The following is a 15,870-nucleotide window of genomic DNA, read 5'->3' as shown; positions in this document are numbered from 1 at the left end:
GTCGCCTCAGCCTAGCCGCCGCAGGATGGCGTCCATCAGCAGTCCGGCGATATCAGTGCCGCGCTGGTCGTCGATCTCGCGCACGCAGGTGGGGCTGGTGACGTTGATCTCGGTGATGTAGTCGCCGATCACGTCGAGGCCGACGAACAGCAGCCCCTTGTCGCGGATCATCGGCTGAACCTGTTCGATCAGCCAGTGATCACGGGCGGTCAGCTCGCGGCTGACGCCGGTGCCGCCGGCGGCCAGGTTGCCGCGGGTCTCGCCGGCCATCGGCACCCGCGCCAGGCCGTACGGGACCGGCTCGCCGTCGACCAGCAGGATGCGGGTGTCACCGTCACGGATCTCGGGGATATAGCGCTGGGCCATGATCTGGCGCTGGCCACGTTCGGTGAGGGTCTCGATGATGGCGCCGAGGTTGCGGCCGTCGGGCTGGACATGGAAGATGCCGCTGCCGCCCATGCCGTCGAGGGGCTTGAAGATCACGTCGCCATGCGCGGCGTGGAAGGCACGCAGCACCGGCTCACTGCAAGACACCAGAGTCGGCGTGCAGCACTGCGGAAACTGCTGGGCAAACAGCTTCTCGTTGCACTCCAGCAGCGCGCGGGTCGGATTGACCACCAGCACACCCTCACGCTCGGCGAAACCCAGCAGATGCACGGCATTGAGGAAATGGGCATCCACCGGCGGATCCTTGCGCATCAGGATCACATCGAGCTCGGCCAGCGGGCGCGCGGCTGGCTCGCCCAGGTCGTACCAGTGCTGGGGATCGCGATGCACCTCGAGCTCGGACTGCCGGGCATAGGCACGACCATCCTGCAGGAACAGATCCTCCTGCTCCATGTAAGACAGCGACCAGCCGCGGTCCTGGATCGCCCACAGCATGGCCATGGTGGTGTCTTTCTTGTAGGCGATATCGGCGATGGGGTCCATCACCACGCCAATCCGGAGTGCGCGTTTGCTCATCGAGACGGTATCCATCGGTTCGACTATCGATGCGCGCAGTATGACCCAGCCCATCGCCAATGGCCACGCCATGGCGGTCGCCGTCAGTGGCCTTCGCGGCTTCCCGGCACCAGGCGAATGCCGCCGTCCTCGATGACGATCAGGCGACGCTTGTAGAGCCGCCCGATGGCCTGCTTGAAGGCGCTCTTGCTGACCCCTAGGCGCGCCTTGATCTCCGCCGCCGGGCTCTTGTCGGCCAGCGCCAGGTAGCCACCGCTCTCGCGCAGCGCCTTGAGCACCGACTCGCCGACCACGTCGAGCTTGGCTGCGCCAGGCGGCAGCAGCGACAGGTCGAGGCGGCCATCGTCGCGCACCCGCTTGACATAGCCGGTCAGGCGCTGGCCGCGGCGCAGCGCACGCGGCAGATCGTCGTGGTAGAGCAGCCCCCAGTAGCGGTGGTTGACCACCGCCTTGACGCCCAGGTCGGTGCGGTCCTCGGTGATCAGCGTAACCTCGTCCCCCGCGGCGAGACCCTCGGCGACGTCGACGATAAAGCGATCGAGGCGCTGCGAGGCCACCGGCCGGCCCTGCTGGTCCTGGTAGATCATCACCAGCACCCGCTTGCCGACATCTGGGCGGAAGCGCTGCTCGCCGAACGGCAGCAGCAGATCCTTGGGCTGGCCCCAGGCCAGGAAGGCGCCGGTGGCATTGACCGTGACCACCTCCAGGTAGGCCACCTCGCCGATGCGAGCCAGGGGCGTGGGGCAGTGGGACGCATCAGTGGTCATGGTCTGGCTCCTGGACGAGATCCCCGAACCGATACTGCAGCAGCGAGAGCGCCACCACCGGGGCGGTCTCGGTGCGCAGGATACGCGGCCCGAGGGTGAGGGGAGAGAAATCGGCGTGCCGGGCGGCGTCGACCTCGCCCGGGGAGAAGCCGCCTTCGGGGCCGATCAGCAGGGCGACCGAGGCGGCAGTCTCGGCGCGCTCGAAGGTGCCGTCGGTGGCCGGGTGAAGCACCAGGCGCAGCGCTTCGTCACGCGCCGCGAGCCAGTCGCCGAGCGACTGCGGCGGGTGCACCGGCGGCAGGGTGGCCCGGCCGCACTGCTCGCAGGCGCTGGCCGCCACGGCCTGCCAGTGGGCAAGCTTCTTGGCTTCGCGTTCGCCCTTGAGGCGCACGTCACCGTGCTCGGTGTAGAGCGGCGTGATGGCGGCCACCCCCAGCTCCACGGCCTTCTGGATGGCGTAGTCCATGCGGTCGCCCTTGGAGATCGCCTGGCCCAGATGCACCGCCAGCGGTGACTCACCGCACCCCGCGGCGATGGCCTCGACGCGCGCCACCACGCGCTTGCGCTCTACCTCGACGAGCACCGCGTCGGCTTCCTGGCCGCTGCCGTCGAACAGCGTCAGGCGCTCGCCGGGGCGCATGCGCAGCACCCGGCCGACGTGGCGCGCCGGCCCCTCGGGCAGAACGACGTCGCCGCCGACGCTGAAGTCGGCGGCGACGTGGATGCGCGGGCCGCTCATCGAGCCGCTCCGCGAGTCACGCGCAGGTGCATGGCCCTTACTGCGTGGTTTCGCTGGCCTGCTGGGCCTCGCGCTTCTTCTTCTGGGCGTAGATCGCCTCGAAGTTGACCGGCGCCAGCATCAGCGGCGGGAAGCCACCGCGGTTGACCAGGTTGTCGATGCACTCGCGGGCGTAGGGAAACAGCACGTTGGGGCAGAAGGCGCCCAGGGTGTGCTCGAGCTGCTGCCCTTCGATACCGGCGATACGGAACAGGCCGGCCTGCTCGATTTCGGCCAGGAACGAGGTGTTGCCGGTCTCGCTGTGCTTGACCTCGGCGGTGACCTTGACCACCACCTCATACAGGTCCTCGCCGATCTGGCTGCTCGAGGTGTTGAGATCGAGACCGACCTTGGGCTTGAACGGCTGCTGGAACACCGCCGGCGCATTGGGCGACTCGAAGGAGATGTCCTTGACGTAGATGCGCTGCAGGGAGAATTTCAGCTGCGGCTTTTCCTGGTCACCGGCAGCGCCCTGAGGATTGCTGGCTGCAGGCTGATTGTTGTCTTCCGCCATGAGAAGGGTCCTTGACGTCTGTTGCGTGTGATAAGTGAGTAGCGCTGGTTACTTCTTGACCACCGGCATGCCGTCGGCCTGCCACTGGGTCATGCCACCCTTGAGCTTGAAGGCGCGCTCGAAGCCGGCCTTCTCCAGTTTGGCCTGGGCGGCACCGGATGACTGGCCGTGCTTGCAGACCACGATGATCGGCTTATCCTTCGACTTTTCCAACTCGCTGATGCGATTGTCGAGCTTGCTCTGGGGGATGTTGCGCGCTCCGGCAATGTGGCCGGCCTTGAAGTCATTGGCCTCGCGAATATCGACCACCACGGCGTCCTCGCGGTTGATCAACTGGGTCGCCTCGCTGGCCGAGACACCGCTCTTGCTGCTGCCTCTCACCTCATAGGCGATCCAGGCGGTCAGCACCAACAGGAACGCCCCCACCAGCAGCGGGTGGTTCTGCACGAATTCGAAGAGCTGGTCGATCATGGGTCCGGATAACTCTTGTTGGGTAACGGTTGCGCCGAGCGGCGCCCAGTATACACAAGCTGCAAGATAACGTCTGCGCAGGGCGGCGCCGGCACTTGGGCGATCGCAGAAAGTGGCACCGCTCGGGGTGGTCGCAGTTGCACCGAAGCGCAGGACGCCGGGGACAGGCCGAAGAGGAGGTGTCGATGCCATGGATGGCATCGGTAGCGCCCAGGGACGGGTTACAGCGCCTCCTCGCAGGCCTGTCGACGGATCAGTCCGAGCGCTGCAGCCTCTTGCGATCACCCCGCCACCAGGCTGACGCCCGACGCGGCTGTGCGATATGATGCCCCAAGGAGCCGTGAGTCGCGACCCCGGGATGCCCCGGGCACGACGCTTATCAATGAGGCCAATTGCATGTCTGATGCCACACCGCGCCCCGTGGCGCTGATCATCCTCGATGGCTACGGTCACAACGAGGCCCTCGAGGCCAACGCCGTCGCCGCCGCCGACACCCCGGTGATGGACCGCCTGCAGCGCGACTGCCCCCGCAGCCTGATCCACACCGACGGCAAGTATGTCGGCCTGCCCGACGGCCAGATGGGCAACTCCGAGGTCGGCCACATGAACCTCGGCGCCGGACGCATCGTCTACCAGGACTTCACTCGCATCACCAAGGCCATCGAAGACGGTGATCTCGACCATAACGCCGTGCTTACCCGGCCCATCGACGACGCCGTTGAGTCCCAGCGCGCGGTACACCTGCTCGGCCTGCTGTCGCCGGGTGGCGTGCACAGCCACGAAGACCACATCATCGCCATGGCCGAGCTGGCGGCACGTCGCGGCGCCCAGCGCATCTACGTGCACGCCTTCCTCGACGGCCGCGACATGCCGCCCAAGAGCGCCCTGGCTTCCATCGAGCGCGTCAACGAGCGGCTCTCCGAGCTGGTCGGCGCCGACAACGGCTTCATCGCCTCGGTGATCGGCCGCTACTACGCCATGGACCGCGATAACCGCTGGGATCGCGTCGAGAAGGCCTACCGGCTGATCACCGAGGGCGTCGGCGACTTCGACGCGGTCAGCGCCGAGGTCGCGCTGCGCGAGGCCTATCAGCGCGACGAGACCGACGAGTTCGTCAGCGCCACCAGCGTGCGGCCCGACAATGCCGCGGTGGTCATCGAGGACGGCGACGCCGCGATCTTCATGAACTTCCGCGCCGACCGCGCCCGCGAGCTGACCCGCGCCTTCGTCGAGGACGGCTTCGATGGTTTCAGCCGCCGCACTCGGCCACGGCTCGCCGGCGACGGCCTGGTGATGCTGACCCAGTACGCCGCCGACATCCCGGCGCCGGCGGCCTTCCCGCCCGTGGCGCTGACCAACACCCTGGGCGAGGTGGTGGCCGCGCGCGGCCTGACCCAGCTGCGCATCGCCGAGACCGAGAAGTACCCCCACGTGACCTTCTTCTTCTCCGGCGGCCAGGAGGCCGAGTACCCCGGCGAGACCCGCATCCTGGTGCCCTCGCCGCGGGACGTGAAGACCTACGACGAAAAGCCCGAGATGAGCGCCTACGAGCTCACCGACAAGCTGGTGGCGGCCATTGAGTCCGGCGCCCATGACCTGATCATCTGCAACTACGCCAACGGCGACATGGTCGGCCACACCGGCGACTTCGGCGCCGCGGTCAAGGCCATCGAGACGGTAGACGTCTGCGTGGGGAGGGTGGTGGAGGCGATCCAGCAAGCCGGCGGCGCCTGCCTGGTCACCGCCGACCACGGCAACGCCGAGCAGATGGTCGACCCCGAGACCGGTAACCCGCATACCGCCCACACCACCTTCGAGGTGCCGCTGGTCTACGTCGGCGAGCGCCAGGTCACCCTGCAGGACGGCGGTAGCCTGTGCGACCTGGCCCCGACGCTGCTGGCGATGATGGACCAAGAAGTCCCCGAGGAGATGAGCGGACGCGTGTTGATTGCTCCTGCATGAGGCCTGAGGCAGGACGCAGCCTGCGCTGTAGCCTGGTGGCAATCGCCGCCGGGCTGCTGCTGGCCCTGTCGCTTGTGGCACACGCCGACGAGGGCCGTGAACGCCGCGCCCAGGAGCGGCTCGACGCCATCGGCAGCGAGATACAGGCGGTATCGCGGCGCCTCGAGTCGACCCGCGAAGACCGCGACGACGCCGACCGCGCGCTGCGTGAGGTGGAGACCGCACTGGCCGACACCCACCGCCGCCTGGATGCGCTGCAGGCCGAGCGCCGCGAGGTGGCCGACGACATCGACGAGCTCGAGCGCCAGCGCGGCGTGCTCGAGGCCGAGCGCGATGCCCAGTTGGAGGCGCTGGCCACCCAGCTCGAGGCGCTCTATCGCCTGGGCCATACCCCGCAGCTCAAGCTGCTGCTCAACCAGGACGACCCGGCGCGCCTCGACCGCCTGCAGACTTACCTCAATCACTTGAGCCGTGCGCGCAACGAGCGTCTCGACGCCATCGCCGCCCTCGATGAGCACCTGGCCGATAACCAGGCTTCGCTGGACCGTCGCGATGCCGAGCTGGCGGCACTGGGCGATGAACTGGCCGCGCGCAGCGCCGATCTGGCCGCACAGATGCAGGAGCGCGAAGCGCTGGTGGCCTCTCTGGACGCTCGCTATGCCAGCGAGCAGGAGCGCCTCGACGGTCTCGACCGCGACCGCGATGACGCCGAGCGGGTGCTGCAGCAGGTGCGCGAGGAGATGGCGCGCCTCTCCGAGCCGCCGCCCTCCACCGCCATCGCCGAGACCCAGGGCGACCTGCCGTGGCCGGTACAGGGCTCGGTGACCTCGAGCTTCGGCCGCGGTGACGGCATCAGCCGCAATGGCATGCTGATCCAGGCCAGCGAGGGCACGCCGGTCACCGCGGTGCACAGCGGCCGTGTGGTCTTCGCCGACTGGATGCGTGGCTTCGGTAATCTGCTGATCGTCGACCACGGCGACCAGGTCATGACCCTGCATGCCCACCTGCAGCACTTCTCCGCCGAGGTCGGCAGCGCCGTGTCGCGGGGTGACGTACTGGGTGCTGTAGGCAACAGCGGCGGCCAGGGCCGCAGCGCGCTCTACTTCGAGGTACGCCGCAACGGCGAGCCGATCGATCCGCAAGGCTGGATCGCACAACGCTGAGAAAATGTGGTCATAAGGCCACTATGGATTCACCGACGGCGCAGCGGCTATGCTGGAACTCTCCAGCGGCCTGCGCTGGTGCCGTCTCTTACCTGCGGATCGGAGTCATCATGCTCGACACTGCTTGCAAATCCCTGATCGCCGGGGTCGCCGCGCTGGCGCTGCTGGCGATGCCCCTGCACGCCACGGCGGCCAACAGCACACCGGGTAACGAGCTGCCGGTCGAGGACGTCCAGACCTTCGCCGAGATCTTCGAGCGCATCAAGCGCGCCTATGTCGATGAGGTCGACGACAGCACCCTGCTGCGCAACGCCATGCGCGGCATGCTCAGCGAGCTCGACCCGCACTCCGCCTACCTCGACCAGGATGAGTTCCGCACCCTGCGCGAGTCGACCCAGGGCGAGTTCGGCGGCATCGGCATCGAAGTCGGCATGGAAGACGGCCAGCTGACGGTGATCACGCCCATCGACGACACCCCGGCGTCGCGTGCCGGCCTGCAGTCTCGCGACCTGATCATCAGCGTCGAGGGGCAATCCACTGACCGCATGTCGCTGCAGGAGGCGGTCAACCTGATGCGCGGCGAGCCCGGCACCGATCTCGAGATCACCATCCAGCGCCGCGGCGAAGACAGCCCCCGCGAGATCACCCTGACCCGCGAGGTGATTCGCAGCGAGAGCGTGCGCAGCGAGCTACTCGAGCCCGGCTACGGCTACCTGCGGGTCAGCCAGTTCCAGAACCGTACCGGCGAGCAGGTACGCCAGGCGCTGGCACGCATGGAGGCCGACGCGCCCCTCGACGGCCTGGTGCTCGACCTGCGCAACAACCCCGGCGGCGTGCTGCAGGCCGCGGTGGCGGTCTCCGACGCCTTCCTCGACAGCGGCTTGATCGTCTACACCGAAGGGCGCCTGGCAGACAGCGAGCTGAGCTTCTCCGCCAACCGCGACACCGCCGCCCCCGACGTACCGCTGGTGGTGCTGATCAACGGTGGCAGCGCCTCGGCGGCGGAGATCGTCGCCGGTGCGCTGCAGGATCAACGCCGCGCCGTAGTGATGGGCACCGAGAGTTTCGGCAAGGGCTCGGTGCAGCAGGTCATGCCGCTGGGCAACGGCGACGGCCTCAAGCTGACCACCGCGCTCTATTACACCCCCAACGGGCGCTCGATCCAGGCCCAGGGCATCGTGCCCGACGTGGAAGTGGTGCGCGGCCGCCTGGAAGTCACCGAGAGCAGCCGCCAGCTGCGCGAATCCGACCTCGAGGGCCACCTGCGTTCGCGGGAAGAGACCCGCGAGCGCAGCGCCGGCAGCGAACGGCTACGCGACGACTACCAGCTCAACGAGGCGCTCAACCTGCTCAAGGCGCTCAATGTGGTTGGCCAGCGCCGCTCCGCGGCGGGCTGACTCCCCCAGCATCACGCTCCCTCAATGCGGCCGGGGCTTGGCGGTCGAACGCCAAGCCCCGTTGCGTTGCGGGGGGTGGCCCCTCAGCTATCGCGGTCCTTACCATCCAGCCACCCTCGAATGATCTGGCGATGCCGCTCGCGACCATAGCTGGGAAAATGGCCGCCGTGGACCACCCTCAACGGCAGCTCGAGAAGGCGGCGCATGGAGCGCTCGTAGTCGGCGGCGTTGGCGTGGTAGGTGTCCTCGATCAGCGGCCCGTCGTAGACGATATCGCCGGAGAACAGGATACCGCTGCGTACCTCCCAAAGCGCGATGCCGCCGGGCGAGTGCCCCGGAGTATGGATCACCTCGAAGACGCGGTCGCCGAGGTCGATGACGTCGCCGTCCTCCACCAGCCGGGTGGCGGGGGCCGCCTTGACGGCATAGGTGGTGGCGGCGAAGGGCTCGGGGGGCAGCCGCTCGAAGATATCATCGCTGACATAGGGGTCGGCCAGGGTCGCGCGCCGCCCGGGAGCGGCGAGGATATCGGCCTCGGCGCGATGCACCACCCTGTCCTCGAACTCATGGTGGCAACCGATATGGTCGAAGTGGGTATGGCTGGCCACCGCGGTCAAGGGCCGCTCGGTGACCAGCGGCACCCACTCGCGTAGCGACACCACGCCCATCCCGCTATCCACCAGCATGTCGCGATCGCGGCCGCGCACGTGCCAGATATTGCAGCGGTAGAAGGCCTGGATGAAGGGCTCTTCGATGTGCGTGACGCCGTCGCCCACGCTGCGCGTGGCATACCACTCCTGGGGGCGGGCACGCTCGCTCATGGGGTCACCTCCTCGGCGGCGAAGATGCTCAACTGGGCGGGATCCACCGATAGCGCCATACGCGCCCCGGGCTGCGGCTGCAGCTCGGACGGCAGGTGGGCGATCAGCGTGGTGGCGGCCACGTCCTCGCAGTGTAGATGACAGCGAAAGTGGGTGCCGAAAAAGGCGCTATCGCCGACCCGCGCGCGGCACATCGATGGTATCGATCACCAGCACGTCCCAGTCGCCGGGTCGCGACTGCTCGAGCATGGCGAAGGCCGCGCCGGTGCCCTCGTACTCGCGCAGATTGACGGTGACCCCGTGGGCCTCCTCGAAAGGTTCGATCAACGAGGCATTGGTATGCTCACACCACACCAGGGCATTGAGGCTATCGGCCTGGGCTGGGCAGAGAGTGCTGCCAGGCCGAGTAGGGCGCGGGCGGGCAGGCCCCGCGACAACTCGACGCCATGACGCCCCCCGCCATGGCCTAGCGGGCCGTGCCCGGGCGACTCAGCGGCAGGCCGCGGGCAGGCGGCCGCGCTCGCCGATGGCCTGGCGCATCAGCAGTCGCTTGAGCGGGGTCAGCCGGTCGACGCCGGAGAGGCCAACGTTGCGCGCCAGGGTCAGCGCCGGATGGCGTGCGCCGAACAGCACCCGGAAGCCGTCCATCAGCGCCAGCATGGCGCCGTTGTCGCCGCGCCGCCGCCGTGCATAGCGCGACAGGATGCGCGGGTCGCCGAGCGCAGCCCCGCGCCGCCGTGCCTCGAGCAGCTCCTCGGCCAGCACCGCGGCATCCATCAGGCCCAGGTTGACGCCCTGGCCGGCGAGCGGGTGGATGCTGTGTGCTGCGTCGCCCACCAGTGCCAGGCCGGGTTTGACGTAGTCGCGGGCATGGCGCTGCACCAGCGCAATATCGATGGCGTCATCGACCACCTCGACCTCCCCCAGCCGCCCCTCGAAGGCCTCGAACAGCGCTGACGCCAATGCCTCGCGGGGCAGGCCGGCCAACCGCTCGGCCTCCGCCGGTGTCGTCGACCAGACGATCGAGCAGTAGTGGGGCTCGCCTTCGAGCGTCAACGGTAGAAACGCCAACGGCCCGCTGGGCAGAAACACCTGGCGCGCGACGCCGGTGTGACTGCGCGCCACGCGCACCGTGGTCACCAGGGCACGCTGACCGGTGTCGGCCTCGTGGGTCTCGATGGCGGCCAGCTCCCGCAGCCGCGAGCGCGCGCCGTCGGCGGCCACCACCAGCGGTGCACTCAATTCGCTGCCGTCATCGAGGGTCAGCGTGTGGCCGGCCGCGCCCTCGCGCCAGCCTGTGACCCGCGCGGCAAAACGCTGGGTGACACTCGGCAATTCGGCCAGGCGCGCCTCGAGTGCTGCCAGCACCACCTCGTTCTCGACGATATGGCCCAGCTGCGGCACGCCGGCCTGATCGGCGCTGAAGTGAATCTCGCCGCTGCCTTCGCTATCCCAAACCTGCATGCCGTCGTAGGGCGTGATACGCGCCAGCCGTGACCAGACCCCAAGCCCCTCCAGCAGACGCTGCGACACCGGCGTCAGGGCGCTGACCCGCGGCGATGGCGTAGCGCTCGGCAGGTAAGGCTGCGGCAGCGGGGCCGGCCGCCCGTCGACCACCGTCACCGCCAGCCCCGCCTGGCCCAGCAGCGCCGCCAGGCAGGCGCCCACCATTCCGCCACCGACGATGATCACTTGCGCCTGCATGGGCGACTCCTCCACGACTGACCATGAGCATCGAGTATCTCACGCCGGCGCAGCGCACTCGAGTCAGCGCTGTGCGATACACAAAACGGGTGGAAATGTTTTTCACAGAAGTCTATTTTGTGTACACAATAACCGAGCAATATGTGTCGAAAGAGCCAAGTATTAGTATACAAAAACAGTGCACAGTAGAGGCTATCTCATGAGTCAACTCGAACAGGGCCAGCGCCCCTCACGCACCATCAATCAGGATCCCGACGCCATGCCGCCACTCGGCAAGGCGATCCCCCTGGGCATTCAGCACATCATGGCGATGTTCGCCGGCAACGTGACGCCGCCGATCATCATCGCCGGCGTGATCGGGGCTACCACCGGCGAACAGATCTTCCTGATTCAGGTCGCCCTGTTCGTCGCCGGTATCGCCACCCTGGTCCAGACCATCGGCATGGGACCCATCGGCGCCCGCCTGCCCATCGTCCAGGGCACCAGCTTCGGCTTCCTGCCGGTGGCCCTGCCGCTGGCCGGCACCTTCGGCCTGCCCGCGGTGCTGGGCGCCTCGCTGGTGGCCGGGATGCTGCAGGTGGGCCTCGGGGCCTTCCTCAAGAAGATTCGCCACTGGTTCTCGCCGGTGGTCACCGGCATCGTGGTGCTGTTGATCGGCATCACCCTGATGCCGGTAGGCCTCAACTACGCCGCCGGCGGCGTGGGAGCGGAAGATTTTGCCTCCCCCACCAACCTGGGCCTGGCCTTCTTCGTGCTGGTGGTGACCGTCGGCGTGCACCAGTTCGGTCGCGGCTTCCTCAAGGCGGCCTCTATTCTGGTGGGCCTGGCCAGCGGCTATCTGCTGGCGATCCTGCTCGGCATGGTGGACTTCTCAAGCGTCGCCGACGCCGCCTGGTTCTCCATTCCCCGGCCGCTGCAGTACGGGCTGGAATTCCAGCTGACCGCCATCATCGGCATGACCCTGATCATGTTCGTGGTGGGGCTGGAGACCATCGGCAATATCTCCGCCATCACCATCGGCGGCGCCGGCCGCCAGGCCAAGGATCGAGAGCTTTCCGGCGGCGTCATGGCCGACGGTGTGGCGACCTCCTTCGCGGCAATCTTCAATACCTTGCCCAACACCGCCTATGCCCAGAACGTCGGCCTGATCACCCTGACCGGCGTGGTCAGCCGCCATGTGGTGACCATCGGTGGCATCCTGCTGATCTGCATGGGCCTGTTCCCCAAGCTCGGCGGCCTGGTAGCAGCCATGCCCCATGCGGTGCTGGGCGGCGCCGGCGTGGTGATGTTCGGCATGATCGCCTCGGCGGGACTGAAGATCATCCAGGAGTGCGAGCTCAATCAGCGCGCGATGCTGATCATCGCCGTGTCGCTGAGTCTGGGCATCGGGCTGCCGGCGGTGGAAGCCATCTCCGAGACCATGCCCGGCCAGGCCGGCCTGCTGCTCAAGTCGGGCCTGGTGCCGGCGGCGGTCGCGGCGCTGCTGCTCGACGCCATTCTACCGGGCAAGCCAACGCGTGAGCCCATCGAGGCGGACGAAACCGCGGCCGCGGCCGACACGGTCACGCCCAAGCAGTAAACGACGCTAAACGTCCAGGGCTCGGCAATGTACTGCCGGACCCTGGGCGTTGGTGCTGAACCAAACGGCGTTTCAGCGCTCCAGTCCCATCGCACGCCGCGCCAGGCCGCGGCGCAGCGGTCCCAACAGGTTGAGACCCACCAGGCCCGCGGCGCGGGCGTGGGAGAGCCAGCCGTTGTCGATGCCAAATAGCCGGATCAGGCCATCGCTGAAACGGATCACGTTATGTCGGTCGACGCCGCGGCGGCGCTCGAGGTCAGCCAGCACCTCGTGACTGCCCGGCCCCAGGCCGCGCTGCCGGGCGTCCTCGAGTGCCGCGACCAGGTCCATCACCCCGCGCAGCGCCAGGTTGAAGCCCTGGCCCGCCACCGGATGCAGCGCATGGGCGGCATTGCCCAGCACCACCAGTCCTGGACGCGTGGGTTCCTCGGCGGTAACCAGCGATAGCGGGTAACAGTGGCGCGTGCCGACGCGGCGGAAGCGGCCAGCGCGATCGCCGAACGCCGCTTGCAGCCGGGCCAGGAAGTCGCTGTCGGAAAGCGCCAGGGTCTGCGACTCGCTGCCGGCGCGATGGGTCCAGATCAACTCCATGCGCTGCCCGGCGAGCGGCAGCAGCGCCAGCGGGCCATCCGCCGTGAAGCGCTCGAAGGCCACGCCGCAGTGTGGCTTGCTGACCTCGAGGTTGGCGATCAGCGCTACCTGGTCATAGGGTGCCGCCTGGCTGGCAATGCCCAGCTGCTCCTTCAACCCCGAACGACCGCCGTCGGCCAGCACCGTCAGCTGTGCCTCCAGCGCTGTACCGTCCGACAGTGCCAGGCGATGCCCTCCGGCCTGGGGTGCGATCGTCTCGACCCGCGCCGGACAGTGCCAGTCGAGGGGCAGTGTCGCCAGCCGCTGGTGTAGCACCCGCCCCAGCCAGGCATTGGGTATTACATGGCCCAGCGCCGTCACGCCCAGCTCCTCGGCACTCAGCCGGGTCACACCCAGGCGGCCTCGCTCGCTGACGTGGATGGTGCGGATCGGCTCGGCCTGCTCGGCCAGCCGCGACCATAGCCCGAGCCGCGCGAAGTGCTCGCAGGAGCCCTGGGCGATGGCGCTGGCGCGCGCGTCGAAACTGGGTTGCGCTTGTGGCTCGACGTCTATACTCGAGGGTAGGGCGCTCGGCTCGATGACCGCCACCTCGAGGCCATGCCGCTCGATCAACGGCGCCAGCGCCGCCGCCAGACTGGCACCGACCAGCCCGCCGCCGACGATGGCGATATCCACCCGTGAGACTGCTTGTTTCATGCGTAGTGAACCTCGCCACTATTACGTAATTTACGTAATGAAAACGCCCGTGCGCGTCACCTGGTCATTACTTGACCATCAGCGCCTCGATATCCGCGACCCGCTTGGGCACCGCCGCGGTCAGCACCTCGTGGCCGCTTGGCGTTACCGCAACATCGTCCTCGATACGGATGCCAATGCCGCGGAAATCGGCGGGGATGTCGTCGGCGTCGGGAATATATAGCCCCGGCTCGACGGTCAGCACCATGCCCGGCACCAGCGGCCGCGGCTCGCCGTCGAGGCGATAGTCGCCGACGTCGTGGACGTCCAGCCCCAGCCAGTGCGAGGTGGAGTGCAGGTAGAAGCGGCGGTAGGCCTCGCTGTCGATATTGTCGTCCAGCTCGCCCTCGAGCAGGCCCAGCGACAGCAACCCCTGGGTCAGGTCACGCACCACGCCGTCGTGGATCGCCTTGAGCGTCACCCCCGGTGCCACCGCGGCCACGGCGCGCTCCTGGGCCGCCAGGACCACCTCGTAGAGCGCGCGCTGGGCGGCGCTGAAACGGCCGCTGACCGGGAAGGTGCGGGTGATATCGCCGGCGTAGAGGTCGAACTCGGCACCGGCATCGATCAGCACCAGCTCGCCGTCGCGCAGCGCCGCGCGGTTGCTGATGTAGTGCAGCACGCAGGCGTTGTCGCCGCCGCCGACGATGCTGGCATAGGCTGGGCCGCTGGCGCCGTGCCATACGAATTCGTGCTCCAGCTCGGCCTGCAGCTGGTACTCATGCAAGCCCGGCGCTGCAGTGCGCATGGCGCGCAGGTGGGCACGCGCCGAGATCTCGCCGGCATGGCGCAGCAGCGCAATCTCTGACTCGCTCTTGATCAGGCGCTGCTCGTGAATCAGTGCCGCCACGTCGCTGAAGCGACTCGGCGCCACAGCGCCTTGCCGACGTCGCCCCTGCAGCTCGCCGCGCACGCTCTCGGCCAGGGCCATGGCCTCGGCGTCATCGAGGGGCAGATACAGCGTCTCGCGGCCATCGAGCAGTTCGGCCAGCCGCGGCTCGCGCTCGGCATTCTCGAACGCCTGGTCGATGCCGAACTCGGCCTCGGCGCCAGCAGCGCCGAGGCGAATGCCGGTCCAGGCTTCGAGGGTGGCGTCCTTGTCCTGGCAGAACAGCACGCACTCGCCGGCCTCGCGGCCGGGCAGCAGCAGCAGCAGGGCATCCGGTTCGGGAAAACCGCAGAGGTAGTGAAAGTCGCTGTTCTGGCGGAACGCGAACTCGCTGTCCCGCGAGCGGGTCACCAGGTCCGCGGAGGGCAGCAGCACGGCGCTATCGGGCGCCAGCGAGGCCATCAGGGTGTCACGGCGGCGGCGATATTCGGCCAGGCCAATCGGCGCCGGTCGCGGCAGGGCAGGGGGCAGCAGCATGGTATCTCGAGACGACATTCAGTGGGGCTCCTCGACCTGTTCGACCTGGGGCTTGCCGGGGTGCTGCTCGGTATACAGCAGCATCGCCGCCATGCGCACGTGCTCGGTGAGCGCAAACAGGTCATTCTCGTTTTCGCTGCTCTCCTCGAGCTCGGTGTCAATGGCGGCCAGTCCCTCGAGGTCGTCCAGCGCTTCGCGCAGCGGCGCCGACCAGCCCTGGCGGCGCGCGGGATCGAGGTCGTTGAGCACCTCGAGAAAGCCCAGCGTCCACTCCTGAAGGCCGCGGGCGCGCTCGGCCAGCGAGAACATCTCATCGGGCAGCAGCGGCTCGTAGTTGAGCGCCTCGCCGGCCAGCGCCTCGAGGCTCTGGCGACGCCAGGCCAGCAGCACCTCGGCGCTCTCGGGGTCACGCGGCTGGTCGACGCCCAGCGCATCACAGAGCTCATTGAGCCAGGCCTCGGCGGCCAGGTCGTGGAGGGCCAGGCCGGCGGCCAGGCGACCGTCGAGGAAGGCTGGCGACTGCAGGCTACCGTGTATCAAAAAGGCGTCGGCGACGTCGGAAAAGCTGAGCTGTTGATTGATCAGAGACATGACTAGACTTCCGAAGGAGAAGGGCGAGCCGCCGCGGCGCGTTGACCGTCTGCAAGCGGCTCTCTTATGATGACCGAATCGTCATAGCCTAACGCATCTGCCCCATTCTTGGCCCACCCTCATCCCTGCCCGGGAGCGCACCATGACCGATGACAGCCGGCCGACCACTGAGATCACGCTGCTGGGGCGTGGCTACGTCATTGCGTGCCCCCCGGAGGAGCAGGAGCAGCTCAATCGCTCTGCCCGCTACCTCGATCGCGCCATGCACGGCATTCATGCCCGCGGCAAGGTCCTCGGCGCCGAGAAGATCGCCATCATGGCGGCGCTCAACATTACCCACGAGCTGCTGCAGGCCCTCGACGAGCGCAAGGACAGCGATGCTGCCCTGGAGCGGCTCGGCGAGCGCCTCGAGCGGGCACTGGCCGACGTCACACCGCGCTGAGACGCCACGATATATTCCCGGCGACG

The 15,870-nt window shown here is 68.1% G+C and carries 17 protein-coding genes; 5 read left to right on the top strand and 12 right to left on the bottom strand.

Features of this window, described 5'->3' with window-relative positions:
- Positions 1 to 6 precede the first annotated feature (6 nt).
- The 5 genes from gshB to CK498_RS09245 all read right to left on the bottom strand — a co-directional run bounded on the left by gshB (position 7) and on the right by CK498_RS09245 (position 3,493).
- Positions 7 to 963 (bottom strand): glutathione synthase, encoded by a 957-nt coding sequence (gene gshB / locus CK498_RS09265; RefSeq protein WP_095620819.1) that lies wholly within the window; start codon positions 961 to 963, stop codon positions 7 to 9.
- Positions 964 to 1,046: 83 nt separating this feature from the next.
- Complete coding sequence (locus tag CK498_RS09260) at positions 1,047 to 1,730, bottom strand: CvfB family protein (RefSeq protein WP_095620573.1); 684 nt, start codon at positions 1,728 to 1,730, stop codon at positions 1,047 to 1,049.
- A complete protein-coding gene (locus CK498_RS09255) occupies positions 1,720 to 2,469 on the bottom strand; it encodes a 16S rRNA (uracil(1498)-N(3))-methyltransferase (protein WP_095620572.1) in 750 nt (249 codons plus the stop codon). The genes CK498_RS09260 and CK498_RS09255 overlap by 11 nt, the downstream gene beginning before the upstream one ends.
- 37 nt (positions 2,470 to 2,506) lie before the next feature.
- Complete coding sequence (secB, locus tag CK498_RS09250; RefSeq protein ID WP_095620571.1) at positions 2,507 to 3,022, bottom strand: protein-export chaperone SecB; 516 nt, start codon at positions 3,020 to 3,022, stop codon at positions 2,507 to 2,509.
- 48 nt (positions 3,023 to 3,070) lie between these two features.
- The gene (locus CK498_RS09245; RefSeq protein WP_089658057.1) at positions 3,071 to 3,493 is read right to left on the bottom strand and encodes a rhodanese-like domain-containing protein; all 423 of its coding nucleotides are present in this window, start codon (positions 3,491 to 3,493) and stop codon (positions 3,071 to 3,073) included.
- 396 nt (positions 3,494 to 3,889) lie between these two features.
- Between CK498_RS09245 and gpmI the strand changes: the two genes are divergently transcribed.
- The 3 genes from gpmI to CK498_RS09230 all read left to right on the top strand — a co-directional run bounded on the left by gpmI (position 3,890) and on the right by CK498_RS09230 (position 8,015).
- On the top strand, positions 3,890 to 5,455 hold the full coding sequence (gpmI, locus tag CK498_RS09240) for a 2,3-bisphosphoglycerate-independent phosphoglycerate mutase (RefSeq protein ID WP_095620570.1): 1,566 nt from the start codon (positions 3,890 to 3,892) through the stop codon (positions 5,453 to 5,455).
- Positions 5,452 to 6,618, top strand: a complete 1,167-nt coding sequence (locus tag CK498_RS09235) for a murein hydrolase activator EnvC family protein (protein ID WP_095620569.1) — start codon at positions 5,452 to 5,454, stop codon at positions 6,616 to 6,618. Before gpmI ends, CK498_RS09235 begins: the two co-directional genes overlap by 4 nt.
- Positions 6,619 to 6,728: 110 nt before the next feature.
- Entirely contained in the window at positions 6,729 to 8,015 is a 1,287-nt protein-coding gene (locus tag CK498_RS09230; RefSeq protein ID WP_095620568.1) for a S41 family peptidase, read from the top strand.
- Between the two features lie 83 nt (positions 8,016 to 8,098).
- On the opposite strand, the gene CK498_RS09225 is transcribed toward CK498_RS09230, so the two are convergent.
- The 4 genes from CK498_RS09225 to CK498_RS09210 all read right to left on the bottom strand — a co-directional run bounded on the left by CK498_RS09225 (position 8,099) and on the right by CK498_RS09210 (position 10,540).
- Positions 8,099 to 8,836, bottom strand: a complete 738-nt coding sequence (locus CK498_RS09225) for an MBL fold metallo-hydrolase (protein ID WP_095620567.1) — start codon at positions 8,834 to 8,836, stop codon at positions 8,099 to 8,101.
- A complete protein-coding gene (locus CK498_RS09220) occupies positions 8,833 to 9,030 on the bottom strand; it encodes a TOBE domain-containing protein (protein ID WP_095620566.1) in 198 nt (65 codons plus the stop codon). Before CK498_RS09220 ends, CK498_RS09225 begins: the two co-directional genes overlap by 4 nt.
- Positions 9,005 to 9,163, bottom strand: a complete 159-nt coding sequence (locus CK498_RS09215; RefSeq protein ID WP_217987738.1) for a hypothetical protein — start codon at positions 9,161 to 9,163, stop codon at positions 9,005 to 9,007. The genes CK498_RS09220 and CK498_RS09215 overlap by 26 nt, the downstream gene beginning before the upstream one ends.
- A gap of 162 nt (positions 9,164 to 9,325) precedes the next feature.
- Entirely contained in the window at positions 9,326 to 10,540 is a 1,215-nt protein-coding gene (locus CK498_RS09210) for a UbiH/UbiF/VisC/COQ6 family ubiquinone biosynthesis hydroxylase (protein WP_095620565.1), read from the bottom strand.
- Between the two features lie 199 nt (positions 10,541 to 10,739).
- Between CK498_RS09210 and CK498_RS09205 the strand changes: the two genes are divergently transcribed.
- The gene (locus CK498_RS09205; protein ID WP_095620564.1) at positions 10,740 to 12,119 is read left to right on the top strand and encodes a uracil-xanthine permease family protein; all 1,380 of its coding nucleotides are present in this window, start codon (positions 10,740 to 10,742) and stop codon (positions 12,117 to 12,119) included.
- 72 nt (positions 12,120 to 12,191) lie between these two features.
- On the opposite strand, the gene ubiH is transcribed toward CK498_RS09205, so the two are convergent.
- The 3 genes from ubiH to CK498_RS09190 form a co-directional block, all read right to left on the bottom strand.
- Positions 12,192 to 13,406: a 2-octaprenyl-6-methoxyphenyl hydroxylase gene (gene ubiH / locus CK498_RS09200; protein ID WP_095620563.1), complete on the bottom strand. Its 1,215-nt coding sequence runs from the start codon at positions 13,404 to 13,406 to the stop codon at positions 12,192 to 12,194.
- Positions 13,407 to 13,473: 67 nt separating this feature from the next.
- Positions 13,474 to 14,829, bottom strand: coding sequence for a Xaa-Pro aminopeptidase (pepP, locus tag CK498_RS09195; protein ID WP_229359022.1), 1,356 nt, complete (start codon positions 14,827 to 14,829; stop codon positions 13,474 to 13,476).
- Positions 14,830 to 15,402, bottom strand: coding sequence for a UPF0149 family protein (locus CK498_RS09190; protein ID WP_095620562.1), 573 nt, complete (start codon positions 15,400 to 15,402; stop codon positions 14,830 to 14,832).
- A gap of 142 nt (positions 15,403 to 15,544) precedes the next feature.
- Between CK498_RS09190 and CK498_RS09185 the strand changes: the two genes are divergently transcribed.
- A complete protein-coding gene (locus CK498_RS09185) occupies positions 15,545 to 15,844 on the top strand; it encodes a cell division protein ZapA (RefSeq protein WP_076745904.1) in 300 nt (99 codons plus the stop codon).
- The last annotated feature ends 26 nt before the right edge of the window (positions 15,845 to 15,870 follow it).

Origin of the sequence: Halomonas salipaludis (assembly GCF_002286975.1) — a bacterium.
Taxonomy (GTDB): Bacteria; Pseudomonadota; Gammaproteobacteria; order Pseudomonadales; family Halomonadaceae; genus Franzmannia; species Franzmannia salipaludis.
The sequence above is the reverse complement of the archived record's forward strand: the minus strand, read 5'-3'. Positions and strand labels throughout refer to the sequence as shown.